The sequence below is a fragment of the Shimia sp. R9_2 genome (assembly GCF_017743735.1).
Lineage (GTDB): Bacteria > Pseudomonadota > Alphaproteobacteria > Rhodobacterales > Rhodobacteraceae > Shimia.
On the sequence record NZ_JAGHRO010000004.1, the window covers coordinates 341,911 to 368,688 of the forward strand.

Annotated in this window: 24 protein-coding genes; 9 read left to right on the plus strand and 15 right to left on the minus strand. The window is 61.3% G+C overall.

Features of this window, described 5'->3' with window-relative positions:
* Together murG and ftsW are read right to left on the minus strand one after the other, a co-directional pair.
* Nucleotides 1-1,098, minus strand: coding sequence for an undecaprenyldiphospho-muramoylpentapeptide beta-N-acetylglucosaminyltransferase (gene murG, locus J7400_RS12560; RefSeq protein ID WP_209063697.1), 1,098 nt, complete (start codon nt 1,096-1,098; stop codon nt 1-3).
* Entirely contained in the window at nt 1,095-2,261 is a 1,167-nt protein-coding gene (ftsW, locus tag J7400_RS12565; protein ID WP_209063699.1) for a putative lipid II flippase FtsW, read from the minus strand. The genes murG and ftsW overlap by 4 nt, the downstream gene beginning before the upstream one ends.
* Before the next feature lie 232 nt (nt 2,262-2,493).
* Here ftsW and J7400_RS12570 point away from each other — a divergent pair, with 232 nt between their 5' ends.
* Nucleotides 2,494-3,690, plus strand: a complete 1,197-nt coding sequence (locus J7400_RS12570) for an NAD(P)/FAD-dependent oxidoreductase (protein ID WP_209063701.1) — start codon at nt 2,494-2,496, stop codon at nt 3,688-3,690.
* On the opposite strand, the gene murD is transcribed toward J7400_RS12570, so the two are convergent.
* From murD to mraZ, 8 genes are all read right to left on the minus strand, one after another.
* A complete protein-coding gene (gene murD / locus J7400_RS12575; protein ID WP_209063703.1) occupies nt 3,687-5,093 on the minus strand; it encodes a UDP-N-acetylmuramoyl-L-alanine--D-glutamate ligase in 1,407 nt (468 codons plus the stop codon). The two genes, J7400_RS12570 and murD, sit on opposite strands and share 4 nt — an antisense overlap.
* A gap of 159 nt (nt 5,094-5,252) precedes the next feature.
* Nucleotides 5,253-6,335, minus strand: coding sequence for a phospho-N-acetylmuramoyl-pentapeptide-transferase (gene mraY, locus J7400_RS12580; protein ID WP_209063705.1), 1,083 nt, complete (start codon nt 6,333-6,335; stop codon nt 5,253-5,255).
* The gene (gene murF / locus J7400_RS12585; protein WP_209063707.1) at nt 6,335-7,777 is read right to left on the minus strand and encodes a UDP-N-acetylmuramoyl-tripeptide--D-alanyl-D-alanine ligase; all 1,443 of its coding nucleotides are present in this window, start codon (nt 7,775-7,777) and stop codon (nt 6,335-6,337) included. Before murF ends, mraY begins: the two co-directional genes overlap by 1 nt.
* Nucleotides 7,774-9,255: a UDP-N-acetylmuramoyl-L-alanyl-D-glutamate--2,6-diaminopimelate ligase gene (locus J7400_RS12590; RefSeq protein WP_209063709.1), complete on the minus strand. Its 1,482-nt coding sequence runs from the start codon at nt 9,253-9,255 to the stop codon at nt 7,774-7,776. Before J7400_RS12590 ends, murF begins: the two co-directional genes overlap by 4 nt.
* Nucleotides 9,256-9,277: 22 nt before the next feature.
* Nucleotides 9,278-11,062 (minus strand): penicillin-binding protein 2, encoded by a 1,785-nt coding sequence (locus tag J7400_RS12595; RefSeq protein WP_209063712.1) that lies wholly within the window; start codon nt 11,060-11,062, stop codon nt 9,278-9,280.
* On the minus strand, nt 11,059-11,406 hold the full coding sequence (locus J7400_RS12600; protein ID WP_209063715.1) for a cell division protein FtsL: 348 nt from the start codon (nt 11,404-11,406) through the stop codon (nt 11,059-11,061). The genes J7400_RS12595 and J7400_RS12600 overlap by 4 nt, the downstream gene beginning before the upstream one ends.
* Nucleotides 11,407-12,399: a 16S rRNA (cytosine(1402)-N(4))-methyltransferase RsmH gene (gene rsmH, locus J7400_RS12605; protein WP_209063716.1), complete on the minus strand. Its 993-nt coding sequence runs from the start codon at nt 12,397-12,399 to the stop codon at nt 11,407-11,409.
* Nucleotides 12,400-12,401: 2 nt separating this feature from the next.
* Nucleotides 12,402-12,893: a division/cell wall cluster transcriptional repressor MraZ gene (mraZ, locus tag J7400_RS12610; RefSeq protein ID WP_280638009.1), complete on the minus strand. Its 492-nt coding sequence runs from the start codon at nt 12,891-12,893 to the stop codon at nt 12,402-12,404.
* A gap of 764 nt (nt 12,894-13,657) precedes the next feature.
* Here mraZ and J7400_RS12615 point away from each other — a divergent pair.
* The 5 genes from J7400_RS12615 (at nt 13,658) to ptsP (ending at nt 19,423) form a co-directional block, all read left to right on the plus strand.
* A complete protein-coding gene (locus tag J7400_RS12615) occupies nt 13,658-14,146 on the plus strand; it encodes an NUDIX hydrolase (RefSeq protein WP_247738776.1) in 489 nt (162 codons plus the stop codon).
* An 87-nt stretch (nt 14,147-14,233) separates the two neighbouring features.
* Nucleotides 14,234-14,704 (plus strand): DUF1178 family protein, encoded by a 471-nt coding sequence (locus tag J7400_RS12620; RefSeq protein ID WP_209063720.1) that lies wholly within the window; start codon nt 14,234-14,236, stop codon nt 14,702-14,704.
* A 20-nt stretch (nt 14,705-14,724) separates the two neighbouring features.
* The gene (locus J7400_RS12625; protein WP_209063722.1) at nt 14,725-15,369 is read left to right on the plus strand and encodes an SDR family NAD(P)-dependent oxidoreductase; all 645 of its coding nucleotides are present in this window, start codon (nt 14,725-14,727) and stop codon (nt 15,367-15,369) included.
* Nucleotides 15,370-15,556: 187 nt separating this feature from the next.
* On the plus strand, nt 15,557-16,792 hold the full coding sequence (locus J7400_RS12630; protein WP_209063725.1) for an aspartate kinase: 1,236 nt from the start codon (nt 15,557-15,559) through the stop codon (nt 16,790-16,792).
* Between the two features lie 387 nt (nt 16,793-17,179).
* Nucleotides 17,180-19,423: a phosphoenolpyruvate--protein phosphotransferase gene (gene ptsP, locus J7400_RS12635; protein ID WP_209063727.1), complete on the plus strand. Its 2,244-nt coding sequence runs from the start codon at nt 17,180-17,182 to the stop codon at nt 19,421-19,423.
* 76 nt (nt 19,424-19,499) lie between these two features.
* Here ptsP and J7400_RS12640 read toward each other — a convergent pair whose 3' ends face one another.
* The 3 genes from J7400_RS12640 to J7400_RS12650 are packed head-to-tail and all read right to left on the minus strand — an operon-like array spanning nt 19,500 to nt 22,016.
* Nucleotides 19,500-20,267 (minus strand): EcsC family protein, encoded by a 768-nt coding sequence (locus tag J7400_RS12640; RefSeq protein ID WP_209063729.1) that lies wholly within the window; start codon nt 20,265-20,267, stop codon nt 19,500-19,502.
* Nucleotides 20,268-20,325: 58 nt separating this feature from the next.
* Complete coding sequence (locus J7400_RS12645; RefSeq protein ID WP_247738777.1) at nt 20,326-21,483, minus strand: amidohydrolase; 1,158 nt, start codon at nt 21,481-21,483, stop codon at nt 20,326-20,328.
* Nucleotides 21,484-21,527: 44 nt separating this feature from the next.
* Nucleotides 21,528-22,016: an N-acetyltransferase gene (locus tag J7400_RS12650; RefSeq protein ID WP_209063731.1), complete on the minus strand. Its 489-nt coding sequence runs from the start codon at nt 22,014-22,016 to the stop codon at nt 21,528-21,530.
* A 93-nt stretch (nt 22,017-22,109) separates the two neighbouring features.
* On the opposite strand from J7400_RS12650, the gene J7400_RS12655 reads away from it, so the two are divergent.
* On the plus strand, nt 22,110-22,718 hold the full coding sequence (locus J7400_RS12655) for a flavin reductase family protein (protein WP_209063733.1): 609 nt from the start codon (nt 22,110-22,112) through the stop codon (nt 22,716-22,718).
* 21 nt (nt 22,719-22,739) lie between these two features.
* Nucleotides 22,740-23,372 carry a CatB-related O-acetyltransferase gene (locus J7400_RS12660; protein ID WP_209063735.1) on the plus strand — a complete coding sequence of 211 codons (633 nt, stop codon included), beginning with the start codon at nt 22,740-22,742 and terminating at the stop codon, nt 23,370-23,372.
* Between the two features lie 167 nt (nt 23,373-23,539).
* Here J7400_RS12660 and J7400_RS12665 read toward each other — a convergent pair whose 3' ends face one another.
* Complete coding sequence (locus tag J7400_RS12665; RefSeq protein WP_209063737.1) at nt 23,540-24,451, minus strand: AEC family transporter; 912 nt, start codon at nt 24,449-24,451, stop codon at nt 23,540-23,542.
* A gap of 125 nt (nt 24,452-24,576) precedes the next feature.
* Between J7400_RS12665 and J7400_RS12670 the strand changes: the two genes are divergently transcribed.
* Entirely contained in the window at nt 24,577-24,957 is a 381-nt protein-coding gene (locus J7400_RS12670; RefSeq protein ID WP_209063739.1) for a DUF805 domain-containing protein, read from the plus strand.
* Nucleotides 24,958-25,037: 80 nt separating this feature from the next.
* Here the strand turns inward: J7400_RS12670 and J7400_RS12675 are convergent, their stop codons facing one another.
* Nucleotides 25,038-26,711, minus strand: coding sequence for a SulP family inorganic anion transporter (locus tag J7400_RS12675; RefSeq protein WP_209063741.1), 1,674 nt, complete (start codon nt 26,709-26,711; stop codon nt 25,038-25,040).
* Nucleotides 26,712-26,778: the final 67 nt, after the last annotated feature.

The following is a 26,778-nucleotide window of genomic DNA, read 5'->3' on the forward strand; positions in this document are numbered from 1 at the left end:
TTATTGGTCCTTGTTCGCCAGCTGCTCGACCAGCGCCACAAGCGCCTCAGTCGCGTCCGGCTTGCCCGCCGACAGCGCGGCCTGCGCCATCTGGCTCGCGCCCTGCGGGTTGCTCAAAATAGTTGTGATTTGTTCGGTCAGTGACTCCGGCGTCAGAAGGCTCTCGGGCACAACAATCGCCCCGCCCGCCTCTGCCAGACCCCGCGCATTGGCCGTCTGGTGATCGCCCGCCGCTGCGGCAAATGGCACAAGGATCGACGGCCGCCCAATGATGGAAATATCCGCCACCGAGCTCGCGCCGGAACGTGAAATCACCAGCTGTGCTTCGCTCATCCGTGCCGGAACATCGGTGAAGAACGGCTGCACATCCGCCGCAATGCCCGCCTCTGCGTAAAAGGCCGACACCCGATCAAAATCCTCATCGCGCGCCTGATGCGCCACGCGCAGGTTGCCCAGGATGTCAGACGGCAAAGCGGCAATCGCCGCAGGCACCACATCACTCAAGATGCGCGCGCCTTGACTGCCGCCAATCACCAGCACCGACATGGGGTAATCCCCCGGCGCGATATAGCCTGCGCCCGCGCGATCCATCACCGCCTTGCGCACAGGGTTGCCCACCGGCGTGCCTTCAACACCGTCCGGCAACGCCGTTGGCCAGGTGCCACAGGCCACCACATCCACACGGTTGGCAAACACCTGATTGACCCGGCCCAGCACACCGTTCTGCTCATGGATCATCCGCGGCAGCTTCAACAACCAGGCCGCCCCCATGGCCGGAATGGTCGGATAACCGCCAAAACCGACCACCACATCGGGCCGGTCTTTGCGCATCTTCAGCGCAGCGCCAAACACGCCGCCAAGAATGCGAAACGGCACCGCCAGCTTGGCCAGCGCCCCGCCGCGCGCAAAGGTGGCCGAGCTGACCTCCTCAATCTCCACCGTATGGGGAAAGCCTCCGGTGTAGCGGGCGCCACGTGCATCCGTGGAAAGTTTGACCCGCCAGCCTTTGCGCAGCATCACCTCCGCCAACGCCTGCGCCGGAAACATATGGCCGCCCGTGCCACCTGCCGCAATCACCAAAAGTGGCTGTCTACTCATCTACCATGCCCCCGCAGAATGTCCCCGATCTCACCTTGAGGACGGCTGCGGGTAAACGCCAAAATCATGCCAACTGCAATCCCCCCGGCGATGAGGGAAGAGCCGCCATAGCTCACAAACGGCAAAGTCATGCCTTTGGAAGGCAATAGCCGCACCGCAACGCCCATATTGATGAGCGCTTGTACGCCGAAAATCGCCACAAGGCCGGTGCCCGCCAGCCGAATGAACGGATCACGCTCCCGCATCAGGCGGAAAAACGAGCGCAGCACAATGGTCGCGTAGAGTGCAAGAATCGCAAAAACAAGGATCAGCCCGTATTCCTCGGCCGCCACCGCGATGATGAAATCGGTATGCGCATCCGGCAGGGACCATTTCACCTGCCCTTCGCCCACACCTACGCCAAACAGTCCGCCTTCGCGGATCGCCTCCGTGGCATAGCCGATCTGCGTGGTCGGATCGACCGAGCGATCCAGAAACCCGTCAATCCGGCGGGCAAAGTGCTCTGAGTTGTTATAGGCAAAATTCGCAACCGGGATCAGCGACAGGATGATCCCACCAATTAGCATCATCGGTGCCCCGGAGACAAAATACATCACACTCCAGCCAAACAGGATCAGACAGGCCTGGCCAAAGTCAGGCTGCATGGCGAGCATCAGCACAATAGTCATCATCAACAGGAAGGACCAGCGCCGTCCCGGAGGGCCATTGATTTCCTCATTGGCCGCCATCAACCAGGCGGCGACCACCACAAATCCGGGCTTCAGAAACTCAGACGGCTGCAAGGAGGCAAACCCCAGCGAATACCAGCGCGTCGCGCCTTTGCCAAAATCCGTGCCAAACACCGGCAACAGCGCCAGCGCGACCATGGACACGCCAAAGCCAACCACCGCAAGACGGCGCACCAATGTGGGGGACATCATCGAGGTGACAACCATGGTCACCATCGCCAATCCGCCAAAGAAAGCTTGTTTTTTGACGTAGTGAAACGGCTCAAACCCGTTTTTTGCCGCCAAAGGGGGGCTTGCTGCCATGCCCAACATCAAGCCAATCACAAACAGCAACACAATGGATGTCATCGTCCATTTGTCCAGTGTTTGCCACCATTTCGGAAGCACGGGCTCACGCGCCCGAACGGGCAACGCGCCATAAACCATCTCTGTCATCGAAATACGCCGATCTCTGCCTCAAAACGCCCGTTTTCCGGGTCTGGGTGAAAGTCTAACACCCAACAGGCTTTATGAAAAGTATAGAGATGGCCGATTTACCCGCCCTCTGAGCCCCAGAGAGCTCTCAGGGATTTCTCATTCTCAAAATATCTCGGGGTAGCCACATCGCAGATGTGGCAGGGGCAGCGCCCCTCTTGACCAAGGCCGCATCATCAGGCACCCCGCCAACATGAGCAGACAGACACATTGGGACAACATCATTCTGGGCGCGGGTGCGGCAGGCATGATGTGCGCCACACAGAGCGGCGGACGCACGCTGGTGCTGGATCACGCCAAAGCGCCGGGCGAGAAAATCCGTATCTCCGGAGGCGGGCGCTGCAACTTCACCAATATGTATGCAGGCCCTGAAAACTTCCTGTCCGCCAACCCCCATTTCTGCAAATCCGCCCTCAGCCGCTATACGCAATGGGATTTCATCGACATGGTGGCGCGCCACGGCATCGCCTATCACGAGAAAACCCTCGGACAGCTTTTCTGTGACAACAGCGCCAAAGACATCATCGCGATGCTGCAGGCAGAGATGACACAAGCAGGCGCTGCGCTCTGGCTTGAAACCCAGATCGTCAACGTCACCCATGACGGCACGACCTTCAATGTCGAAGTCGAAAAGAGCGGCAAACGCGAGAGCCTCACCTGCACCAACCTCGTGCTGGCCACCGGTGGCAAGAGCATTCCCAAAATGGGCGCAACGGGGCTGGCTTATGACGTCGCGCGCCAGTTTGGCCTGACCGTCACAGACACCCGCGCGGGGCTTGTGCCTTTCACCTTCTCTGATGGCCGCTTCAAAGCCATTTCCGGCGTGGCGCATCCGGTGCGTGCGGCGGCAAATGGCACCAGCTTTGAGGAGGCCATGCTCTTCACCCATCGCGGCCTCTCCGGCCCCGCCATGCTGCAAATCAGCTCTTATTGGTGGGAAAGTCAGCCGATCTCCCTGAACCTCTTCCCAGACGGCAGCCCGTTTGACACCCTGCGCAACCGCCGTCAGGAACAGGGCCGCCGCAATCTCACCACAGAGCTGGCCACGCTGCTGCCCTCCCGTTTGGTGGATCACCTCAGCGAGACCATGGATCTGTCCGGCAATCTCGCCGATCAGTCCGACGCTGCCCTGCAAGCGCTCTGTGACCAGCTGCAAAACTGGGAGCTCCTGCCCTCAGGCACCGAAGGCTACCGCACTGCCGAAGTGACCCTTGGCGGCATCGACACAGACGGCCTCTCCTCCAAAACCATGGAAGCCAAAGCCGTGCTCGGCCTCTATGTGATTGGCGAAGCCATGGATGTCACCGGCTGGCTCGGCGGCTTCAATTTCCAATGGGCCTGGAGTTCGGGCTGGGCCGCAGGGCAGGCGATTGCGGCCAAGCGGGGTTAAGCTGCGCCTGTCGCCGCCTGTACCTGCGCCACAAAATCCTCGCCGCGTTTTTCAAAGCTGTCGTACTGATCAAAACTCGCCGCCGCCGGGGCCAACAGAACGGTCTCGCCTTGCTGCGCCTCCGCCGCGGCGCGCGCCACCGCCTGTTCCATCGTGGTGCAGACCTCGGCCTCAACCCCTTTGAGCTGCATGGCAAAATTGGCCGCCTCACGCCCGATGACATAGGCCTTCACCACCTCGCCCGCGCTTTCAGCGAGATCGCCCAGACCGCCTTCTTTCTCCAGCCCGCCACAGATCCAGCGGATTTTTTTGAACGCCGCCAGCGCCATTTGCGCCGCATCCACATTGGTGGCCTTGCTGTCGTTCACATAGGTCACGCCATGTGCCTCTGAGATAATCTGGCTGCGATGCGGCAGGCCGCCAAAGCTGGCAAAACCGGCCTCGATCACGCGTGGCGCAAGGCCCAACGCACGGCACACCGCATAGGCGGCACAGGCATTCTGATGATTGTGCGCGCCGGGAAGCCCCTTGATGGCGCGCAGATCAATCGAGCCGGCCTGCCGCCCTTTGCGGTACTCGCTCAGAAATCCTTTTCGGGCAAAAACGTTCCACCCCGGCCCAGACAGCTTGCGATCGGTCGAGATGCGCATCACCCGGTCATCAGAGGGGCCTTCTGAAAGCTGCGCTGCCATATAGCGCCCTTCGATCTCATCAACGCCAACAATAGCGCGATCCGGCCCACCTTCGGCAAAGAGGCGGCGCTTGGCGGCGAAATAGCCCCCCATGCCCGCATGGCGATCCAGATGATCGGGGCTGAGGTTGGTGAAGACGGCAATATCCGGCGTGAGGCTGCGCGCGAGATCGGCCTGATAGCTCGACAGCTCCAGCACGATCACATCGCCATCTTCCGCCGGGTCCAGATCCAGCACCCCACGTCCAATGTTCCCTGCGAGCTGCGTGCGCCGCCCGGCCTCGCTCAGCACATGGTGGATCAGTGCGGAGGTGGTGGATTTGCCGTTGGAGCCTGTGACCGCAACCACTTTGGGCATGGTCTCAAACATCTCCCAGCCGCCATTGGCGAACGAGCGGAAAAACAGTCCGATGTCATTGTCCACCGCGACACCCGCCTCCAAAGCTGCCGCCACCACGGGATTTGGCGTTGGGTAAAGATGCGGTATGCCGGGGCTGACGATCAGGCTGGCGATGTCGTCAAAGGCATTCTGTTTGAGCAGATCGGCACAGAGAAACCCTTCGCTCTCTGCGATTTCGCGCGCTTTGGGGTTGTCGTCCCAACAGATCGCCTCTGCTCCGCCCGCACGCAGCGCCCGCGCCGTGGCAAGGCCTGAGCGCCCCAAGCCCAAAACGGCGACCTTCGCGCCCTCAAAGCCCTGTACTGGAATCATCCGACACCCCCAAAAAGTTCCGCGCCAACAGTGCCTCGATCGTGAGGGAGGCACAAGCCGCAGACGTCGGATGCCTCCGGCGGGGATATTTGGAGAATGAGAAACAAAAAGGCGCGCCAAAATCGGCACGCCTCTCATTGTCTCACCTGTAAGGTCCGTTTAGCGCAGCTTCAGCGTCGCCAGACCAATCATCGCGAGGATCACAGCCACGATCCAGAAGCGGATCACGATCTGCGGCTCCGACCAGCCTTTCTTTTCATAGTGGTGGTGGATCGGCGCCATCAGAAAGACCCGCTTGCCGGTGCGCTTGAAGTAGAGCACCTGAATGATCACGCTGAGCGCCTCAACCACAAAGAGGCCGCCAATGATGCCGAGCACCAGCTCGTGTTTGGTGGACACGGCAATCGCGCCAAGCGCGCCGCCAAGCGCCAGCGAGCCGGTGTCGCCCATGAAGACCGCTGCGGGCGGGGCGTTGTACCACAGAAAGCCCAGACCGCCGCCGATCAGACCCGCCACAAAGATCAGGATTTCACCGGTGCCCGGCACATAATGCACATCCAGATACTCGGTGAAGTCGACACGGCCCACCGCATAGGCAATGACACCCAGCGCGCCGGCGGCGATCATCACCGGCATGATGGCAAGCCCGTCCAGACCATCGGTCAGGTTCACCGCATTGGCCGCGCCCACTACCACGAACATGGCAAAAGGCACATAGGCCCAGCTGAGGTTAATGAGCACCTCTTTGAAGATCGGAACAGCAAGCTGAAACTGCAGCGTATCGGGCTGCAAGAATGTCGCCCAAACCCCTGCAATCCCTGCAATAACAAAGCCCAGCAACAGGCGCACGCGGCCCGACACACCTTTGGTGTTCTGCTTGGACACTTTGGCATAGTCATCGGCAAAACCGATGAGGCCATAGGCCAGCGTGACAAACAGCACGAGCCAGACAAAGCTATTGTCCCAACGCGCCCAAAGCAGGGTGGAGGTGACCAAAGCGCCCACAATCAGCAGCCCCCCCATGGTGGGTGTGCCCGCTTTGGCGAAATGCCCTTCGGGGCCGTCATCGCGGATCGGCTGGCCTTTGCCCTGCTTGCGGCGTAGTACATCGATGAGCGGACGCCCAAAGATAAAGCCAAAGATCAGCGCCGTCATGAAGGAACCACCCGCGCGGAAGGTGATGTAGCGGAACAGGTTGAAGAAATCACCGCCATCCGACAGCGCGGTCAGCCAATAGAACATTACAGGTCCTCGTTTTTGGATTGCGGGGCGGGATGACCCAGTTTGCGGATGGCGTCAACCACCTTCGCCAGTGCCATCGACAGGCTGCCCTTGGCCATGACCACATCACCGGCATCAACCAGCCGACGCACCTCCGCCGCCAGCTCCGCACTGGTCTCCGCCCAAAGCCCGCGTTTCTCATCGGGCAGCGCGGCGTGCAGGTGCTGCATCAGCGGACCAACGCAATGCACGATGTCGATCTCAGCCATCGCCGGGTGCGCCGCAAGCTCAGCATGCATGACGACTTCCTCGCCCCCCAGTTCCTTCATGTCCCCGACAAAGGCAATCCGCCGCCCCTTGCCGATGCGGCCAATACCGTCTTTGGGTTCTGCTGCGGCGAGAACCTCAAGCGCGGCACCAAGGCTGGTTGGATTGGCATTATAAGCCTCATCAATCAGCTCCAGAGTGCGGTCAGTTTCCACCGGATCGAGCACCAGCGTTTCGCGTGCGCCGCGCCCCACAAACGGGGTCCAGCGGCCAAGATCAGCCACCGCCAGCGCCAAATCTGCGCCCATCGCATCAACCGAGGCCAAAGCGCCAAGTGCATTCATCGCAAAATGGCGCCCTGCGCTTTGCACTTTAAAGAGCAGCGCCTCGTCGCCTTGCTTGGCGCGCGCCACGGTCACATTGCCCTGCAGCTTGATCTCGCCCAGCTGCCAATCTGTTGCGCTCTCGCCAAACTCCTGCCTGCCAAATCCGAGGGCTGCCGCATGGGCGCGCAACACATCTGCGGTGTCGATATCCGCGTTCACGATGGCAATGCCATCCGGCTCCAACCCGTCAAACACCGCCGCTTTTTCCTGTGCGATGCCCGCGACATTCTCAAAAGCTTCCAGATGCACAGCGGCAACCGTTGTGACCAGCGCCACATGCGGCCGTGCCATTTTGGCAAGCGGCGAGATTTCGCCGGGGTGGTTCATCCCGATTTCAATCACCGCATAGTCTGTATCTTCGGGCATCCGCGCCAAGGTGAGCGGCACGCCCCAATGGTTGTTGTAGCTCGCCACGGAGGCATGGGTGCGCCCTTGCCCCGCAAGCATGGCGCGCAGCATTTCCTTGGTCGAGGTTTTGCCTACCGAGCCGGTGACCGCCACAACCCGCGCCTCTGTGCGGGCGCGTGCAGCACAGCCCAAAGCCTCAAGCCCCTCCAGCACATCGTCGACAATCAACAGCGGCGCATCTTCCGTGAGGCCGTCCGGAATGCGGCTCACCAAAGCAGCAGCCGCACCTTTTTCCAAAGCCTGCGCCACAAATTCATGGCCATCCCGCGCCGCGGTGAGGGCCACAAACAGATCGCCCTCCTCAAGGGTGCGCGTGTCAATTGACACACCGTTGCAGGTCCAGTCGCGCGTGCTGCGCCCACCGGTTGCCTCGGCAGCGGCGACAGAGCTCCAAAGCGTCATGCCAGACCTCCATCCAAAGCGGCCACGGCCACGCTGGCCTGCTCACAATCATCAAACGGCAGGATATCCTCGCCGATTTCCTGCCCGGTCTCATGCCCTTTGCCCGCAATCAACAGCGCATCGCCCGGCCCCAGCGCATCCACCGCGCGCAGGATGGCCTCAGCCCGATCACCCACTTCGGTGGCCTCCGGCGCGCCCTCCATCACGGCTGCGCGGATCACCGCAGGATCTTCGCTGCGCGGATTGTCATCGGTGACAAACACCACATCGGCGTGTTCTGCGGCCGCCTGCCCCATCAGCGGGCGTTTGGTTTTGTCGCGATCCCCGCCTGCGCCGACCACAATGATGAGCCGGCCCATCACATGGGGACGCAGAGCCTTGAGCGCTGTCGCCACGCTGTCAGGCGTGTGGGAATAGTCGACATAAACCGCCGCCCCATTGGCCCGCGTCGCCGCCAGTTGCATCCGACCGCGCACGCCTTTCAGCTCATGCAGCACCTCAAACACCCGCTCCGGCTCCGCGCCACAGGCCACAGCCAGACCAGCCGCCAAGAGCACATTCTCCGCCTGAAATCCGCCAAGCAGATTGAGCCGCGTCTGATAACTTTTGCCACGAAAGGTGAAGCGCACATCCTGCCCGGTCGCATCCAGCCTCTGTGCTGTGAGCGCGAGATCCGCGTCGCCTTTGCCAACGGTCAGAACGCCCTGTCCCCGTCCGCCCGCGATCAGCGCCATATCCATGCCGCGCGGGTCATCCACATTGATCACCGCCGTGCCGTCTTCCGGCAATACGCGCGCAAAAAGCCCGGCCTTGGCGTTGAAATACTCATCAAAGGTCTCGTGATAGTCGAGGTGATCCTGCGTGAAGTTGGTGAACCCCGCCGCCTTCAGCTGCACCCCGTCCAGACGGCATTGCGCCAGACCGTGCGAAGAAGCCTCCATCGCAGCAAAGCCAATGCCCGCCTCCACCGCAGCCGCCAAGGTGCGGTGCAGGGTGATCGGCTCCGGCGTTGTGTGATGCAGCGGAGCGGTGAAATCGCCCTCCACACCGGTGGTGCCAAGGTTCACCGCCTCAAGCCCCATCTCCTGCCAGATCATCCGCAGGAAGGTTGCCACAGAGGTTTTGCCATTGGTGCCGGTGACCGCCGCCATAATGCCGGGCTGTGCGCCAAAAAACAGCGCCGCCGTATAGGCCAGCGCCTGACGCGGGTCTTCCGCAATCACCACAGCGGCATCACTTGCCGCCAGCTCCTGCTCCGCAATCTTTGCGCCCGCCGCGTCGGTCAGGATCGCAGACGCGCCCATGCGCAAAGCAAATTGAATGAAAGTGCCCCCATGCACCCGCGTGCCGGGCATCGCTGCGAACAGAAAGCCCTCTTTCACGTCGCGGCTGTCCACCGCCAAGCCGGTGATCGCCGGATTTGCCCCGCCAATGGCCGTCAGGCCCAATTCAGAAAGATGTTTTGCGCCCACTGCCATCCGTGCCCCGCCTTTGCTCGGCTTAGTTTGATGTCAGCGTTATATCAGCCAACTCCGTGGGTTCAACTTCGGGACGCAGCCCCAAAAGCGGTGCGACGCGCGCGATCATTTCAGCCGCCACAGGGACTGCGGTCCAGCCTGCTGTGCGGCGCGGCTCATCGCCTGTGGTTTCCACCGGCTCATCCAGCGACAGGATCAGCACATATTTCGGATCATGGGTCGGGAACATCGCCGCAAAGGTTGCGATCACCTTGTCCTCATAGTACCCGCGCCCGTTTTCTTTCGGCTTATCAGCCGTGCCGGTCTTGCCGCCCACCGCATAGCCGGGCACTTCGCCAAAGGAGGCGGTGCCCTCGCTCACCACTTTGCGCAACATGGTGCGCGCGGCTTCGGCACTTTCTGCGCTCATCACGCGCGGGCCGGTTTCGACATCATCCTGTTTCAGCAGGGTTGGCGTGACTTTGGTGCCGCCATTGGCGATCGCCGCATAGCCAGCCGCCAGATGCAGCGGGCTGGCCGACATGCCGTGGCCGTAGGAAATCGTCATGGTCGACAGCTCAGACCAGTTGCGCGGAAGCAATGGCTGCGCGCCGCGCGCCTCAACCACCTCAACCGGTGTCGGCTCAAAGAAACCAAGGTTGCGCAGGAAATCCTGCTGACGCGCCGCCCCGATCAGCTGCGCAATCCGCGCGGTGCCGATGTTGGAGGATTTCACGATCACCTTGGTCAGCGTCAACTGCGCACCGTAGTTGCGGAAATCCCGAATGCGGAATTTGCCCCAGCGCAGCGGCCCTTTGGTGTCAATCAGCGTCTCAGGCGCGGCAATCCCCAGCTCGATGGATTGCGCCGCGGTGAAAATCTTGAAGGTCGAGCCAAGCTCATAAAGCCCCTGCACCGCGCGGTTAAACAGCGGGCTGTCCGCCGCCTGCCCCTGCACCGGAGGGCGCGGGCGGTTGTTGGGGTCAAAATCCGGCAGGCTGACCATGGAGATCACTTCACCGGTTTTCACATCCATCAGCACAGAACTTGCGCCTTTGGCATTCATCAGCTTCATGCCGCCCCAAAGCACGCGCTCAGCCGCGGCCTGCACGGTGAGGTCAATGGACAGGGTCAGCGATTTGTCGCCATTGGCCGGATCACGCAGCGCATCGTCAAAGTACTTTTCAACGCCCGCGACACCGATCAGCTCGGCGTCATGCACGTCTTCCTTGCCAAAGCTCGCCCCGCCAAGGATATGCGCCGCCAAACGCCCGTTTGGATAAAGCCGCATTTCGCGGCGGCCAAACAGCAGCCCCGGCTCACCGATATCATGCACAGCCTGTTGTTGCTCAGGGCTGATCTTCTTCTTGATCCAGAGGAATTTTCTCTTTCCTGTAAAATCCTTAATCAGACGTTCTTCATCCAGATCCGGAAAGATCGCGACCAACTCCTTTGCGGCGCGTTCCTTGTCGATCATGTGATGTGGCTGCGCATAAAGCGCGTGGGTCTCAAGGTTGGTCGCCAGAATGCGCCCATGCCGGTCGACAATATCGGCGCGCTCCGCCTGAATGCGGCTCCCGGCATAGCTTGTGCGCGGCTCGGTGGCTTCAGACATGCTGACCACGCCCATCCGCGCACCCACAGTGATAAACGCGCCGGTGAACAGAACCGCCATGATCAGCAGACGCCCCTCTGCACGAGCACGCCCCTTGCTGCGCATTTCCTCATGGCGCGCGCGCAGGTTGGCGCGCTCAATACTGTCAGGGTTCTCCCCCACATCCCGCGCCCGCAGGATCGACGCAAGCGGTCTCAGCGGTGTGCGTGTCATGGTGTGACCTCCTCAGCGGAGACCTCAACTGCATTCTCAATGTCAAACAGCACGCCGCTGGCCGGATAGGCCACCTGCTCCACGCGCCCGAACTGGTTGGGGCGCAGCGGCAAAAGCTGCAGATCGTTGTAGTTGATCTCGGCCAGATCGCGCAGACGGTCGGGGCGGTTGAGATAGGCCCACTCGGCCTTCAGCACCGACAGACGCGCCCGCGCCTCGCCAATCTCACGCTGCAAACGTTCGGTCTCGCCGATCATCGCCTGCGTGCGATAGTTCTCCTGATAGGCCCACACGGACAGCGCAATCACCATACCAGCCGCCAAAACAAACAACACCGTCCGCATTTACTTCCGCCCTCCAAGGGTTGGCATTCCAATCGCCTTGCCCGCAATCTCACCCGCTGGCGCATCGGTGCGCCGCGCCACCCGCAGTTTCGCAGAGCGCGCACGCGGGTTGTCTTCAAGCTCTTCCGGATCAGGTCCAACCGCCTTGCGGGTGATCAATTCAAACGCGGGCTTTTCCTGTTCTGTCTCAGGGGCATAGCGGTTGACGTTGCCGGTTTTGCCCGCGCGCGACTGCAAGAACCGCTTCACCATGCGGTCTTCCACAGAATGGAAGGTCACAACCGCCAGAAGTCCGCCGGGCTTCAGCGCCCGCTCTGCCGCCATCAGCCCACGGAACAGCTCGCCATATTCATCATTCACCGCGATCCGCAGCGCCTGAAAGCTGCGTGTCGCTGGGTGGCTCTGCCCCGGCTTCGGGCGCGGCAAGCAACCTTCGACAATCTCCGCCAGACGCAATGTGGTGGTGATCGGCGCAGCCGCCCGCTCCCGCACAATCGCCTTGGAAATCCGACGGCTCGCCCGCTCTTCCCCGTACTGGTAGATGATATCCGCCAGCTCGGCCTCACCGGCCTCATTCACAAGATCCGCGGCAGAAGGTCCATCCTGACTCATCCGCATGTCCAGTGGACCGTCTTTCATGAAGGAAAAGCCGCGCTCTGCCAGATCCAGCTGCATAGAGCTGACCCCAAGGTCGAGCACCACGCCATCCAGATCTTCGGCATACTCATCCATCTTGGAAAACACACCGGCCACCAGCTCGATCTGATCGCCATAGCCGCCCACCCAAGAGGCTGCCATCTCAAAGGCCAGCGGATCACGGTCCACGCCATAGACCTTGCTGGCCCCGGCTTCAATCAGCCCACGGGTATAGCCACCCGCGCCAAATGTGCCATCAAGCCAACGCCCCGAAACAGGTGCCACCGCGCGAAGCAAAGGCGCAAGCAGAACAGGAATGTGAGGGCGTTTGGCGGCGGGATCTTCAGGGGTCGCCATCCTTAGAACCCCTCGTCGCCATCAAGGTAAATTGAAGGATCGGCATCCGGATCAAAATCGTCATCCGCCTCAAGCGCTTCTGCCTGGGTGGCTTCATAGGTCTCCGGATTCCAGATCTCAAAGGTGTCGCCTTTACCGGCAAACACCGCCATGTCCGCGAGACCGATCTTGTCACGCTGCTCTTTGGGCAGCACGATCCGCCCGGTGTCATCCACCGAGGCGTCAATCGACAGGGTCAGATAGAGATTGGAGAGCGCAAGGCGCTTCTTGCTGCCACGGGGCATTTTCATGATGCGGGCCACCACATCATCCATCGCCTCTACCGTGAAACACTCCAGATAATCGCGGGTCTTGCCGCCGTATACGATCACGAGGTTGGGATTTGCGCCACTTTTCCAGTCAGGATCGCCTGCTTCAAGCACACGGCGGAACTTGGCCGGAATCGACATCCGTCCCTTCGTATCCACCTTGTTACGGCTCTCGCCGCGAAACATAAGCGCCACTGCCTATGGCCCCTTTCAACCTCTGCCTGCTCCACCACCCGGAATGGGTCCGGCGGAAGCGAAACGGCGGATTGATCTGCTGCCACTGATCAATCCGCCGCCCTCGTCCCGCTTGTGCGGGTGTCCAGTTGCGCGTGCCACCTGGGGGGATGTTCTGCTCGCCCACGCACCGGATCTCTTTTTTTCGATGAAAGCGGGTGCCTGTATGAAACCTGACTTGGGATTTGAGGTCTTAGCGCCTCGTTTATTCCCGTCCTCATCGTGGGTTTAGGGATGCCATGGGAATTTATGGAAGGCAACACAAATTTTGCCCCACAGAGTCTATATACACGATTTTCGCACCTCAAAAATCGCGCTGAATTGACACCAATCGATTCGACTAGCACCACATATCCACAGACACTTACCTTTGAACACCAAATAATGTATGATTTATCCACAGAAATCGACTTCCCAAGAAATCCCAAAAAATTTTCATTTAGCGCTCAAAACGCCTCAAAATGCACCGCATCGCCCCCGCAAATCGCCGTCACGCCCACGTGATTCGCAGTGAGTTCCCATGAAAATCGCCATCGATCCCATTCATTCCCACATTTCACCGGCCACGCGTCCCATGAAGTCCCAAACGCGACCCAAACCACACCCTCCACGAGAAATCGCGGGCTGCGACGACTATGCGCTTGCCCCCTCACCAATCTGCGCTACCTTCCTCACAAACGCTCTCATGCGCGTGTCGTGAACCAAGGAGTTGGCTGATGGGCCTCCTCGCCCCCTCGGCCCTTGAGGCCATGATCCAGAAAGCCCGCAAAACCGGGAAAAACCTGCAATTTGCCGCGCTGCCTTACCGCATCCGCAAGGGCAAACCACAGATCCTGATGGTCACCTCCCGCGGCACCCAGCAATGGATCATCCCCAAGGGCTGGCCCATGGATGGGATGAAACCCCACAAAGCTGCGGCACAGGAAGCCTGGGAAGAGGCCGGCATCACCGGCGCGATCGGCAAGCACAGCATTGGCCAGTTCCGCTACCGCAAAACCCGCGGCCCGCTGCGCGGCCAGAAAATCCGCGTGATGGCGTTTGCTCTGGAGGTCGACAAACTCGCCAAACACTACCCCGAAGCAGGCCAGCGCCGCCGCAAATGGATGCGCCCGAAAAAGGCCGCCAAACACATCCGCATTCCGGAACTGGCAGAGATCGTGCGCAACTTTGACACCAAACAGCTCAAGAAACGCGCAAGGCCATAGGCCCGAACAGCCGCGCCACGCTTGATCACCCCAAACACGCACCATATGTTCGCGCCACCCAAGAGCTGACCAAGACACGCCACCGCGATGATCAACTACACCTTAAAATGCGCCAACGACCACCGGTTTGACAGCTGGTTTCAATCCGCAGAAGCCTTCGACAAACTTCAGGCCAGCGGCATGGTCGCCTGCGCCCTATGCGGCAACACGGATGTCACCAAGGCAATGATGGCGCCCCGCGTACGCCCGGCGCGCAAAGCAGCCACCACGCCAGCACCACAGGAACAACCGGCAGAGGCGCCCAAGCCCAACCCCGGCGCCCTCTCTGCTCCGGCCTCCCCGGCAGAGCAGGCCCTGCGCGAGCTGCGCCAGCATGTTGAGGCCAACTCCGATTATGTCGGCAAGAATTTTGCCTCTGAGGCCCGCGCCATGCACGAAGGCAGCGCGCCGGAGCGGGCCATTTACGGCGAAGCCAAGCCCGAAGAAGCCAAGGCCCTGATCGAAGAGGGCGTGCCGGTCGCGCCCCTGCCCTTTTCCATCGGCCGCAAAACCAACTGACACTCAGAGAGGACCTTCCCATGCACATCGTGATCACCGGCGCCAACCGAGGCATTGGCGCAACGCTTTCTGATCACTATCGCAAGGCAGGTCACAAAGTCACCGGCACCAGCCGAGCCGGAGGGGATTTCCTGCCTCTGGATGTGCGCGACGCAAGCAGTCAGGCCACCATGGCCGCTGCACTGGATGCCCAGCCCATCGATCTCTTGATCTGCAATGCCGGCGTCTATCTGGACAAGGGCCAAAACCTCGCAGACGGCTATCCGGCCGACATGTGGGCGGACAGCTTTGCCACCAATGTCACCGGCGTATTTTTGACCGTGCAGAACCTGCTGCCGAACCTGCAACTCTCTGAAGCGCCAAAAATCGCGATCATCTCCTCGCAGATGGCCTCCCACACCCGCGCGCCGGGGGGCTCCTACATCTACCGCGCCTCCAAAGCCGCCGCGCTCAACCTGGGGCGCAATCTGGCAACCGATCTGGCCCACATCGGCATTGCCGTTGGCATCTACCACCCCGGCTGGGTGCAAACCGATATGGGCGGCACACAGGCCGACATCACCTTGGAGGAAAGCGCCTCCGGCCTGATCAACCGGTTTGACGCCCTGTCTCTTGAGACCACCGGCTGCTTTGAAACCTGGGACGGCCGCGCCCACGCCTACTAAGCACGCCAGTCTTCTCATTCACAAAATATCCCGGGGTGAATGGCGCAGTCCGCTGCGCCAGAGGGGCTGGCCCCTCATGCCGCCCCCGCCTCTCACGCCCACCTCAAGGGCCGATAAAGTCAATCAAGCTTGCCTCTCGCCCCCCAACCGCGTAAACCCCCTCCGACTTACGATTTAAGGACGCGCCATGCCCGTACTTGTGATGAAATTCGGCGGCACCTCTGTTGCCAACCTTGACCGCATCCGCCGCGCCGCCAAACGCGTCGGCGTGGAAGTGGCCAAAGGCTATGACGTCATCGTCATCGTCTCTGCCATGTCCGGGGAAACCAACAAGCTTGTGGGCTATGTCGATGAAACCTCCCCACTTTATGACGCACGCGAATATGACGCCGTGGTCAGCTCCGGCGAGAATGTCACCGCAGGCCTGATGGCGCTCACCCTACAGGAAATGGATGTACCGGCGCGCAGCTGGCAGGGCTGGCAGGTGCCGCTCAAGACCACCTCCGCCCACAGCCAGGCGCGCATCGAGGAAATCCCGACCGACAACATCAACGCCAAATTTGGCGAAGGCATGCGTGTTGCCGTTGTGGCAGGCTTTCAGGGCATCTCCGAGGAAGGCCGCATCACCACCCTGGGCCGTGGCGGCTCTGACACCACAGCCGTGGCCTTTGCCGCCGCCTTTGAGGCGGAGCGCTGCGACATCTACACCGATGTGGACGGCGTCTACACCACCGACCCGCGCATCTGCCAGAAGGCGCGCAAACTCGACAAAATCGCCTTTGAAGAAATGCTCGAGCTGGCCAGCCTCGGCGCCAAGGTCCTTCAGACCCGCTCCGTGGAGCTGGCCATGCGCAACCAAGTCCGGCTGAGGGTTCTCAGCTCTTTTGAAGAACAATCCGATGAAGCAGGCACGCTGGTCTGCGATGAGGAGGAAATTATGGAATCCAACGTCGTCTCCGGTGTCGCCTATTCGCGCGACGAAGCCAAAATGACCCTGCTGTCCGTGGCCGACCGCCCCGGCATCGCATCCATCATCTTTGGCTGCCTGTCAGATGCGGGCGTGAATGTGGACATGATCGTGCAGAACATCTCTGAAGATGGCCGCACCGACATGACCTACTCCCTGCCCACCGATCAGGTGAAACGCGCCGAAGCCGCGCTGGACGCGTTGAAATCCTCCGGCGGCCTGAACTTTGCCGAGCTGGTCATCGACGAAGAGGTCGCCAAGGTCTCTGTGGTCGGCATCGGCATGCGCAGCCAGTCCGGTGTTGCCGCCAAGGCCTTCAAGGTGCTGTCTGACGAAGGCATCAACATCAAAGTGATCACCACCTCCGAGATCAAAATCTCCGTGCTGATCGAGCGCAAATACATGGAACTGGCCGTGCAGGCCCTGCATGACGCCTTTGAGCTTGAGAAAGCCTGAGGCTAAGCCCTCCAGAACGAAAAGAAGGCCACGCCCCCTCCGGCGTGGCCTTTTCTTTTGCCGCACGCGCTCGCGGCCAAGGGCAATTTGCCGATCAAATGAACGCGTTGCACAAAAAACAATCACGTCAGCCATGCACCGCCTCAGCCCTGACACCGCGTCACTTGCTTCACTGCAGCATTGCCCCTGATCCATGCGTTTTCAACGCTCAGCGCCCCTCTCAGGCGCGCGATAGCTGCATCGGCATCAAATATCTGAGCGAAATACATATTTGCCTGCTGCGCCGCAGCAGCGATTTGCCGCTTGGGAACGCCTATAAACCATTTGGCATTCGCATCGGTTGTGGTCTATTCGCAAGGTGAGCGACAACCAAGGACCACACCGTTTATGGCGCAAGACACCCAGACGGAAAGCCGCAAACTGCTGGGGCGGCTCAGAGACGCTTTGGCCGAAGACAGTGCCGGTCAGGAACGCCTCGACAAGATCACCAGCCTGATCGCCAGTTCGATGGGCACCGAAGTGTGCTCGATCTATCTGTTTCGCGATGATGAAACGCTTGAGCTCTGCGCCACCGAAGGCCTGAACCCCGAAGCGGTGCACCAGACCCGCATGCGCGTGGGCGAAGGGCTTGTGGGCCGCGTGGCTCGCGCCTCCTCCGTGGTCAACACCGACGACGCGCCCAACGCCAAGGGTTTCCGCTATATGCCGGAAACCGGCGAAGAGATCTTTTCGAGCTTCTGCGGTGTGCCGGTGCAGCGACTCGGCGACAACCTTGGCGTTTTGGTGGTGCAATCCAAGGAAAAGCGCACCTTCTCGCTGGACGAAGTCTACGCGCTGGAAGTTGTCGCCATGGTGCTTGCGGAAATGACCGAGCTTGGCGCCTTCATCGGCGAAGGCGCGGCCATGAGCGCCCTGCACCAGCAATCAGAGATGTTTCGCGGCACCTCCGGTCAGGAGGGGGCTTCTGAGGGCCATGTCTGGCTGCATGAGCCGCGCGTGGTGGTCACCAACCCCGTGGCCGATGATCCCGAGGTCGAACTCAAGCGCTTGAATGATGCGGTCGAAGAGCTGCGCGTGGGCGTGGACAAGATGCTTGATACGGCGGCGCGCGGCGACAAAGAACAGCTCGACGTGCTCGAAGCCTACCGCATGTTTGCCAATTCCAAAGGCTGGATGCGCCGCATGGAGCAGGACATCTCCCGCGGTCTCTCTGCTGAGGCAGCTGTGGAGATGGAGCAATCCGCCGCACGATCCCGCATGGAACAGGTGACCGATGCCTACCTGCGCGAGCGCCTGCATGATCTCGATGATCTTTCAAACCGCCTGCTGCGCATCCTGACCGGTCAGGGCAGCGAAACCGGGGCGGAAATGCCTTCTGACCCGATCCTGATCGCCCGCAACATCGGCCCCGGCGAACTGTTGGAATATGGCCGCAAGCTCAAAGGCATCGTGCTCGAAGAGGGCTCTGTTGGCAGCCACGCCGCCATTGTGGCCCGCGCGCTGGCGATCCCGCTGGTGATCCACGCCGACAAAATCACGACCGAAGCGCTCAATGGCGACCACATTATGGTCGACGGGGATCAGGGCATTGTGCACCTGCGCCCGGATGACACGGTGGTCACCGCCTTCCGCGACAAGATCGCCATGGCGACCCAGGCCCAGGAACGCTACGCCTCGATCCGCGACAAGGATGCGGAAAGCCGGGACGGCCAACTGGTGCATCTGCACATGAACGCAGGCCTCATGGCCGATCTGCCCTCCCTGCCCACATCCGGTGCGGAAGGGGTCGGCCTGTTCCGCACCGAGCTGCAATTCCTGATCCGCAACCAGATGCCCAAACGAACCGAACTGGCGCAGCTTTATGGCCGGGTTATGGATGCGGCAGAGGGCAAGCGCGTGGTGTTTCGCACGCTGGACATCGGCTCTGACAAGGTGCTGCCCTATATGGCGCCCCAAGATGAGCCCAACCCGGCGCTTGGCTGGCGTGCCGTGCGTGTCGCGCTCGACAAACCCGGCGTTATGCGCATGCAGCTTCAGGCGCTGTTGCGCGGGGCCAATGGCCGCCCGCTCACCATCATGTTCCCCTTCATCGCCCAATATGAGGAATACACCGCAGCCCGGGCTGAGGTGGACAAAGCGATGGAGCGCGAGCGCATCCTTGGCCACCCTCTTCCCGAAACGCTGGAAGTGGGCGCGATGCTGGAAACCCCAAGCCTCGGCTTTGCCCCCAAGAAGTTCTACGAGGAGGTGGATTTCCTCTCCATCGGCGGCAACGACCTGAAGCAGTTCTTCTTCGCGGCAGACCGGGAAAACGAACGGGTCCGCCGCCGCTATGACACGCTGAATGTGAGCTTCCTGACCTTCCTTGAGGGCATCGTGAACCGCTGTATCGACACCGGCACGCCGCTCAGCTTCTGCGGCGAAGACGCAGGCCGCCCGATTGAGGCTGTCTGCTTGGCCGCCATGGGGCTGCGCCACCTCTCCATGCGCCCGGCCTCCATCGGTCCGGTCAAAAGCCTGTTGCGCCGCGTGGACCTCAGCGAGGTGCGCCGCGTGATCCATCAGGCGCGTGAACAAGGTGACCAATCCGTCCGGCCCGCCGTGATGGAGTATCTGCGCAACGGAAATTAAGGCTTGGGCTCGGAGAATCGCCTGCCCGTGGGGGCGGTCGGGCGCTACGCACCTTTGTTCCGGGCCAATGAAAGACCTAGTCCGTCCCCAGCCGCTTCCGCATCCCAGCCACCAGCACGTCCGGTGCAACATCCGCCTCCACAGCCAGCTTGCGCAGGCCAAAATGCACATGGGCGATGTCTTGGTAATAGCTGGTGTAGGCATAGTTCGTCGCCGCGCCGGCAGCGGCGCCAATCACCGGCACGGCCTGCGCTGCCAGCTTCTGCCCCAGCACGGGCGCCAGACGGGGCACAATCACCGATGTCACCCATTTGGCGCCGCCCACCGCCAGCCCCGCGCGCTGCTCCAACATCGCCAGATCCGCGCCGCGGTCTTCCTCAAACGGCCCATTGGCCGCCAACACACGCACGCAATCAAAGCGCACGCTTTCTTTGGACGGATCAAACCCGTGTTGCACCGCCACGCCTTGAATGGCGCGCAGCAATACTGTCACCGTGATCGGCAACTCCGCCAATGACGAGGTCACGCCTCCCGCGCCGCCCGCCGCGCCCAGCGCCGCAGTGATTGAGGCGTTGATCCAATCCGGCTGGTCCTTAATCACCCCACGGCTGCCATCGGCCCATTTCACCGCCTGCGTCAGCGCGAATTCCGTCGCGCCGCCAAGCCCGGTCTGCACCTCTTGCGGCAGCGATTTTAGCAAGCCACCCACAGGGATGCCAAGCACACCCAGCACCTTCATCCCAAGACCGCTTGCGCCCTGATACCGCTTGGCCAGCGCATCCAACTCGCGTTCCAGATCAATCTCGCACAGCGGCGCGTCCGGCAAAATCTCTACTTTGGTCATGAAGAATAGGTAGGCATCCCGCCCAAGGCTTCAACCTATGCTGTAGGCCCGCTTAAGCTCACGCCTCCAGCAGCTGTGTGATCAGGTCGAGGAACAGATGTGTGCCGCGCGGGATCAAAGCATCGGGAAAGTCAAAGTCAGGATTGTGAAGCTGCGGCTGATCCTCTCCGGAGCCCAGAAAAATCATCGCCACGGTCGCTCCATCCAGTCCGAAGCAGCCAAAATCCTCAGAAAACCGCATCGGCTCCGGCAACATCTCCACCGCCAGCCCCGTCGCCTGCGCGGACCGCTGTGTCAGCTGAACGGCCTCATCTGCATTGACCGTTGCGGCAAAAACATCATGCCAGGTGATCTCGGCCTGAAGCCCGTGGCGCGCGGCGGCCTCCGTCACCGCTGCTTCCGCCTCTTCGATCAGCCCCTGCATGGTGGCATCACTCACGCAACGCAGCGTGCAGCGGATCTCACCATCGCCCGGTGCAATGCCAAAGGTCGGCTCCCCGAGGCTGCAATGGGTCAGCGTGCAAAGGCGAAAGGCTTCATCCAGCGCGGCCCCACGGCTCAGCGCGGGCAATGCGGTCATCAGCTCCGCCATCGCCCCTGCGGGGGACACGCCGTCCTCCGGCATGGCCGCATGGGAGCTTTTGCCTGCCAGCCTGATCTGCATCCCGCGTGAGGCGCAACAGGCCGTGCCCGCACAAAGCCCGACCGTGCCCAGCGCCAAGCCCGGCAGATTGTGAATGGCAAAGGCATAATCCGGCTTCAGCGCAGACCAACGTGGATCATCCACCACCGCAGGTGCGCCCCTGCCGGTTTCTTCAGCGGGCTGAAACAGCAAAATCACGCGGCCGCGCGCCGGACGGCGGACCAGCGCAAGCGCGCAGCCCATCACCATTGTCATATGCCCGTCATGCCCGCACACATGGCTTTTGCCATCAATGCGTGAACGGTAAGGCAGATCGGTCATCTCATGGATCGGCAGGCCATCCAACTCACAGCGGATCATCACTGTCGGCCCCGCCTCCTGGCCTTCAAAAGCCGCTGCCACCCCATGCCCGCCAAGGCCGGTCCAGATCTGGTCCGCCCCCGCTTGGCGCAACGCCTCCGCGATATGCGCGGCGGTCTGCGCCTCTTCACCGGAGATTTCAGGCGTCTCATGGAGCGCGTGGCGCAGCGCGGTCAGCTCTGCAATCTGCTTGGTGGTCAGCTCATATGACATGGGTTTGCCCCCTATTTTGGCCCCAATTGCGCGTTTCCTGAGTCTCAGCCAGCCGCGCTTTCAACATCCCCCGCGATGTCCTCCCAGGAGCCGTCCACCAGCGCCCGCCCCAGCACACGCTCCGGGTTGGTCGGCGGCGGCATGACAACATCTGCAAGCTTCTCAAACCCAAAGCGTCGGTAGTAAGGCGCATCGCCCACCAGCATCACCCGCTCCCAGCCCAAGGGCGCGGCGCGGCTCAGGCTGTCTTCAATCAGCAAACCGCCCAGCCCTTCGCCCTGATGGGTCGGGTGCACGGCCACAGGCCCCAAGAGCAAGGCCTTTACGTCGCCAATCTTCACAGGCCAGTACCGGATCGCGCCCGCCAGAATGCCATCCACATCCCGCGCCACCAGCGACAGCCCGGCCACAGGGTCCACCCCATCGCGCAAACGGTAAGAACTCAGCGCTTCACGCCCCGGCGCAAAGCAGAGGTCATACAGCGCCTCTACCTCCCACCAATCCTCACCTGTCTCCACTGCCAGCGTGAACACCGCCCGCTCCCTGCCCGATTGTGACGTCTTTTTACGGTTCCCTCGCCCCTAACATGGCGCTACGACTTCCTGCAAACCAATAAGGGAAACCTCATGTTCTATCAGCCAAAGGACGGCCACGGCCTGCCGCACAATCCGTTCAAAGCGATCATCACCCCGCGCCCGATTGCATGGGTATCGACGCAAGATACAAACGGCGTGCGCAACCTTGCGCCTTATTCTTTTTTCAACGGCCTTGCGGACAACCCGCCGCAGGTGATGTTCGCCTCCACCGGGGCAAAACCCGATCAGGCCGAGGGCAAAGACAGCCTCTCCAACATCCGCGCCACCGAAGTTTTCTGTGTGAACATCGTTGCCTCTGACATGCGCGATGCGATGAACATCTCCACCGATGGGTTTGACAAAGACGTGGACGAGTTTGAAAAAGCCGGTCTTGAAGCGGCCGAGTGCGACACCATCGCCTGCCCCCGTCTCATCGGTGCACCGGCCTCACTCGAGTGCCGCATGACCCAGATCGTGCCGCTCTTGGGGGAAAACAACTTCATGGTGCTGGGCGAAGTCACCGGCGTGCATCTGCGCGACGACTGCCTTGTGGACGGCATCTTTGACGTGACCACCTTCCGCCCCCTCGCCCGCCTTGGCTACAAGGATTACTCGGTGGTCGACAACACATTCACGCTGGCCCGCCCCGGCCAAGGCTGACCCCAACACACGGAGAGCCCCATGCCCCTGCCCGATCCAACCCAGCCGCACCCCATCGTGCTCCCGGACGGATCATGCCACGCAGGCACGGTTTTGCTCTCCGCCGTGATTGAACAGCCAAACTTCTCGGTCGGAGACTTCACCTATGCCTCCGACTTTGCACCGCCTGAGGACTGGGCCACCCATCTGGCCCCTTACCTCTTCCCTTTCTCGCAGGAAGAGCTGCAGATCGGCAAATTCTGCCAGATCGCCCATGGGGTGCGCTTCATCACCGCCTCAGCCAATCACGCCATGGATGGGCTGAGCTGTTATCCCTTCCCGATTTTCGGCGAAACCGTGCCCGAAGGCTATCAGCCCGATAAGCGCGACACGATTGTGGGCCATGACGTCTGGCTCGGCTACGGTGCAATGGTGCTGCCCGGCGCGCAGATCGGACATGGCGCGATCATTGGCGCAGGCGCGGTGGTGCGTGGCTCAGTCCCGCCCTATGGGATCGTGACAGGCAATCCCGGCACAGTGGAACGCAAACGCTTTCACGAGGCCACAATCGCCCGTCTTTTGGAGGTCGCTTGGTGGGATTGGCCACAGGACCGGATCGAAGCCGCCGTCCCCGCGATCATGGCGGGAGATGTTGAAGCACTAGAACGCGCTTGAGTTTCGCCGGGCATCGCCCGACCGAGGGTGGGCGACCCTCTGGCCCAAACTGACACTTTATCTCTCTACCCATTCTGGCGTTTTCAGGATGCCGAGACCTTGCAAAATCGCCCGCCCATGCGGTCGGTCGGGCGATGCCCGGCGGCGCTTCGCGCCTTTGTACCGGGCTAAAACACCACCTCCACCAAGGTGATCCAAAGCGTCAGGCTCACCGCACCCAGCAGCGTTGTCTGCGCCACCAAAGTGGCCGCCAGCTCCCGATCCGCGCCAAAGCCCGCCGCCAGAACATGCGCCGCACTTGCGGTGGGCAGGGCTGCCCAGATCACCATGGCCGCGGCCACGCCACTCTCAAGCCCCAAGCCCGAAGCGACCGCCAGCGCGCTTGCAGGCATCACAACCAGCTTGGCGGCACATATCGCCCCGCTGAACCGGTCCAACCGCGCCAACGCCCCCCAATTCATCGTCGCGCCCACTGAAATCAACGCAATCGGAATGGCCGCTGCCGCCAGCAACTCCAATGGTGCCAGCACCGGCCCCGGAATGCGCAATCCTGACAAGCCCACGATCACACCGCTCAGCGACGCCAGCAGAAACGGGTTCAGCGCCACCTTGCGCAACGTCCCCCAGAGCCCAAGGCTGCCGCCCCGGCTCAGCACAATCACCGCCAGCGCATTGGCCATCGGCACCCCCATGCCCACCACCACAGCCATTGCGCCCGCGCCCGCCGTGTCGGTGTTGGCCACCGCGATAAACGCCAGTGCCGTATTGGTCCGCCAGGAGGTCTGCCACCCGGCCGCAAAATCCCGAAAGGCCTCCGGCCCAAACGGGCGCGCCAGATAGCCCACGCCCAGCGCCACCGCCAGCAGCCCCCAGACGATGGGCGCAATCGCCGCCACCTGCGCGAGCTCAAGCGGGCGCTGGCTGGCCGCCACAAACAGCAGCGCTGGAAAGAGGATTTCAAAGTTGAGCTTGTCCAGCCCCTGCCAGGCATTCTCCGACAGACGCCCGCGCACCACACCGCCCAAAACCACCAGAAGAAACGACGGCAACAGCCCGATCAGAATAGCAAAAAACGGCATCATGCCTCCCAAGACCTACACGAGCTGTGTAGCGGATTTTAGAGCGTTTTACTTACGGGAATTTGCACTAGCACATGTATTAAAAAAATATTAATGACCAAAATATTCAACTATTAGGAGCAGAAATGTCCAAGCCCGTCTTTCAAGATATCTTTTCCTTTTCCGGTCGCCGCAACCGCAAAAGCTACTTCCTTTTCGTTCTGACCATGGTGATCATCTCCATGGTTCTTAGTGCCGTTATTGCCGCTTTGGCCACGGCAACCGCGGGCCTCGGCCTCATCCTTCTGGTGCTGATCCTGCCGCTCTTCGTGGCAAGCTGGGCCGTTGGCAGCCAGCGCTGCCGTGACTTTGGCTGGACCGGTTGGGCCATCCTGATCACCATCATTCCGGGCATCGGCATTTTGTTTGCCCTCGCGCTTCTGTTTGTCCCTGGCACACAAGGCGACAACCGCTACGGCCCGGACCCACTCGGCGGTTCCGCCGGTGGCGATCTTCAGGCCGCATAATCTAAAGCCTCTCCAAACAAAAAGGGCTGGCCCATCGGCCAGCCCTTCTTCTTTTCTGCACTGTTTCCGCTCAGAAGCGGTCAGTGTCCGCCGCTCAGCACGCCCGTGCGCACCGAGTAATCCACAGCGATCTCATATTCCGGGTCATCATCGCTATCCACCATCAGGTGGCCTGCTTTGCTCAGCAGCTCATGACAATCCCGGCTGAGGTGACGCAGCACCAGCTGCTTGCCCGCCTCTTCATACTTTGCCGCCACGGCCTCGATGGCCTGCAACGCAGATTGGTCCACCACACGGGAGCGGGCAAAATCCACGATCACATGCGCCGGATCGCTCTCGATCTCAAACAGCTCGGCAAAGCCATCCGCAGAACCAAAGAACAGCGGCCCTTCGATCTCATAGACCTTCGCACCGGGATCAGACTCGCTCTCGCGGGTGTGGGCATGGATGCGACGCGCGTTCTGCCAGCTGTAGGCCAGCGCGCTCACAATCACCCCGACAACCACCGCCACAGCGAGGTCTTCCAGCACGGTCACAACCGTCACCAGCACGATCACAAAGGCATCCATACGCGGCACGCGGCGCATGATTTTGAAGCTGTTCCAGGCAAAAGTGCCGATCACCACCATGAACATCACGCCCACCAGCGCGGCCAGCGGAATACGTTCAATCAGCGGGCTTGCCACCACGATGAAGGCCAGCAGAAACAGCGCCGCCGCGATGCCGGCGATCCGTGTGCGGCCACCGGATTTCACGTTGATCATCGACTGACCAATCATCGCACAACCGCCCATGCCACCAAAGAAGCCGGTCACCACATTGGCTGTCCCTTGCGCGATACATTCCTGGCTCGCGCCACCGCGCTTGCCGGTCATTTCGCCCACAAGGTTCAGGGTCAGCAGGCTCTCGATCAGGCCAATCGCCGCGAGGATCACCGCGTAAGGCAGGATGATGTAAAGCGTTTCAAGGTTGAACGGTGCCAGCATCGCAGGTGGGTAAATGCCTTCACCTTCGCCAAACGGGATGTGGAAGCTCGGCAGACCACCGGAGATGGAAGCCATATCGCCAACGGTTGGCACGTCAATGCCAAGACCAATCACCAGGATCGCCGTGATGCCAATGCCCGCCAGCGGTGCCGGAACAATTTTGGTCAGTTTGGGCAGCCCCCAGATGATCACCATGGTCAGCGCCACCAGCCCGAGCATCATAAACAGCTGCGGCCCGGCCAGCCACTCACCGCCACCGGCGCCATGGCCTGTGTTCACGATGGTGTCCGGATCTTTGAACTGTGTCAGCTGCGCGAGGAAAATCACGATCGCCAGACCGTTCACAAAGCCCAACATCACCGGATGCGGCACAAGGCGGATGAACTTGCCCCAATGCATCACTCCGGCAAAGACCTGCAAGATCCCCATCAGGATCACGGTCGCAAAGAGGTATTCCACGCCATGTTCGGCCACCAAGGCGACCATCACCACGGCCAACGCGCCGGTTGCACCGGAGATCATGCCCGGGCGGCCACCGATCAGCGCAGTGATCAGGCCCACAAGGAAGGCTGCATAAAGGCCCACCAGCGGGTGCACCCCTGCCACAAAGGCAAAGGCCACCGCTTCAGGCACCAGCGCCAGCGCAACCGTCAGGCCCGAAAGCACCTCGGTCTTGATCCGGCTCGGGGTGAACCCCTCATCTTGCATGATGGAAAGGTTGGGAGGAGAAATATTCTTGGCCAGCATGGCCAACGCCGCGCGTCTCATATGGCTACCTACGTCTGTCAGGGAATGTTCGCTGTTGGGGCCTCCCTAACGGGTTTGAGCCTTGCAA

What these genes read in the sequence shown, in the direction of transcription:
- murD (WP_209063703.1), bottom strand. Translation starts at nt 5,093, where the DNA reads ATGATTCCAGTACAGGGCTTTGAGGGCGCGAAGGTCGCCGTTTTGGGC.
- murF (WP_209063707.1), bottom strand. Translation starts at nt 7,777, where the DNA reads ATGACGCTTTGGAGCTCTGTCGCCGCTGCCGAGGCAACCGGTGGGCGC.
- J7400_RS12660 (WP_209063735.1), top strand. Translation starts at nt 22,740, where the DNA reads ATGCCCCTGCCCGATCCAACCCAGCCGCACCCCATCGTGCTCCCGGAC.
- mraY (WP_209063705.1), bottom strand. Translation starts at nt 6,335, where the DNA reads ATGTTCTATTGGCTGACCGCGCTGTCGGATGGCGGTGATTTCTTCAAC.
- rsmH (WP_209063716.1), bottom strand. Translation starts at nt 12,399, where the DNA reads ATGGCGACCCCTGAAGATCCCGCCGCCAAACGCCCTCACATTCCTGTT.
- J7400_RS12665 (WP_209063737.1), bottom strand. Translation starts at nt 24,451, where the DNA reads ATGCCGTTTTTTGCTATTCTGATCGGGCTGTTGCCGTCGTTTCTTCTG.
- J7400_RS12630 (WP_209063725.1), top strand. Translation starts at nt 15,557, where the DNA reads ATGCCCGTACTTGTGATGAAATTCGGCGGCACCTCTGTTGCCAACCTT.
- J7400_RS12655 (WP_209063733.1), top strand. Translation starts at nt 22,110, where the DNA reads ATGTTCTATCAGCCAAAGGACGGCCACGGCCTGCCGCACAATCCGTTC.
- J7400_RS12590 (WP_209063709.1), bottom strand. Translation starts at nt 9,255, where the DNA reads ATGGCAGTGGGCGCAAAACATCTTTCTGAATTGGGCCTGACGGCCATT.
- mraZ (WP_280638009.1), bottom strand. Translation starts at nt 12,893, where the DNA reads ATGTTTCGCGGCGAGAGCCGTAACAAGGTGGATACGAAGGGACGGATG.
- J7400_RS12645 (WP_247738777.1), bottom strand. Translation starts at nt 21,483, where the DNA reads ATGTCATATGAGCTGACCACCAAGCAGATTGCAGAGCTGACCGCGCTG.
- J7400_RS12595 (WP_209063712.1), bottom strand. Translation starts at nt 11,062, where the DNA reads ATGACACGCACACCGCTGAGACCGCTTGCGTCGATCCTGCGGGCGCGG.
- J7400_RS12640 (WP_209063729.1), bottom strand. Translation starts at nt 20,267, where the DNA reads ATGACCAAAGTAGAGATTTTGCCGGACGCGCCGCTGTGCGAGATTGAT.
- J7400_RS12625 (WP_209063722.1), top strand. Translation starts at nt 14,725, where the DNA reads ATGCACATCGTGATCACCGGCGCCAACCGAGGCATTGGCGCAACGCTT.
- J7400_RS12600 (WP_209063715.1), bottom strand. Translation starts at nt 11,406, where the DNA reads ATGCGGACGGTGTTGTTTGTTTTGGCGGCTGGTATGGTGATTGCGCTG.
- murG (WP_209063697.1), bottom strand. Translation starts at nt 1,098, where the DNA reads ATGAGTAGACAGCCACTTTTGGTGATTGCGGCAGGTGGCACGGGCGGC.
- J7400_RS12570 (WP_209063701.1), top strand. Translation starts at nt 2,494, where the DNA reads ATGAGCAGACAGACACATTGGGACAACATCATTCTGGGCGCGGGTGCG.
- ftsW (WP_209063699.1), bottom strand. Translation starts at nt 2,261, where the DNA reads ATGACAGAGATGGTTTATGGCGCGTTGCCCGTTCGGGCGCGTGAGCCC.
- ptsP (WP_209063727.1), top strand. Translation starts at nt 17,180, where the DNA reads ATGGCGCAAGACACCCAGACGGAAAGCCGCAAACTGCTGGGGCGGCTC.
- J7400_RS12620 (WP_209063720.1), top strand. Translation starts at nt 14,234, where the DNA reads ATGATCAACTACACCTTAAAATGCGCCAACGACCACCGGTTTGACAGC.
- J7400_RS12615 (WP_247738776.1), top strand. Translation starts at nt 13,658, where the DNA reads ATGGGCCTCCTCGCCCCCTCGGCCCTTGAGGCCATGATCCAGAAAGCC.
- J7400_RS12675 (WP_209063741.1), bottom strand. Translation starts at nt 26,711, where the DNA reads ATGAGACGCGCGGCGTTGGCCATGCTGGCCAAGAATATTTCTCCTCCC.
- J7400_RS12670 (WP_209063739.1), top strand. Translation starts at nt 24,577, where the DNA reads ATGTCCAAGCCCGTCTTTCAAGATATCTTTTCCTTTTCCGGTCGCCGC.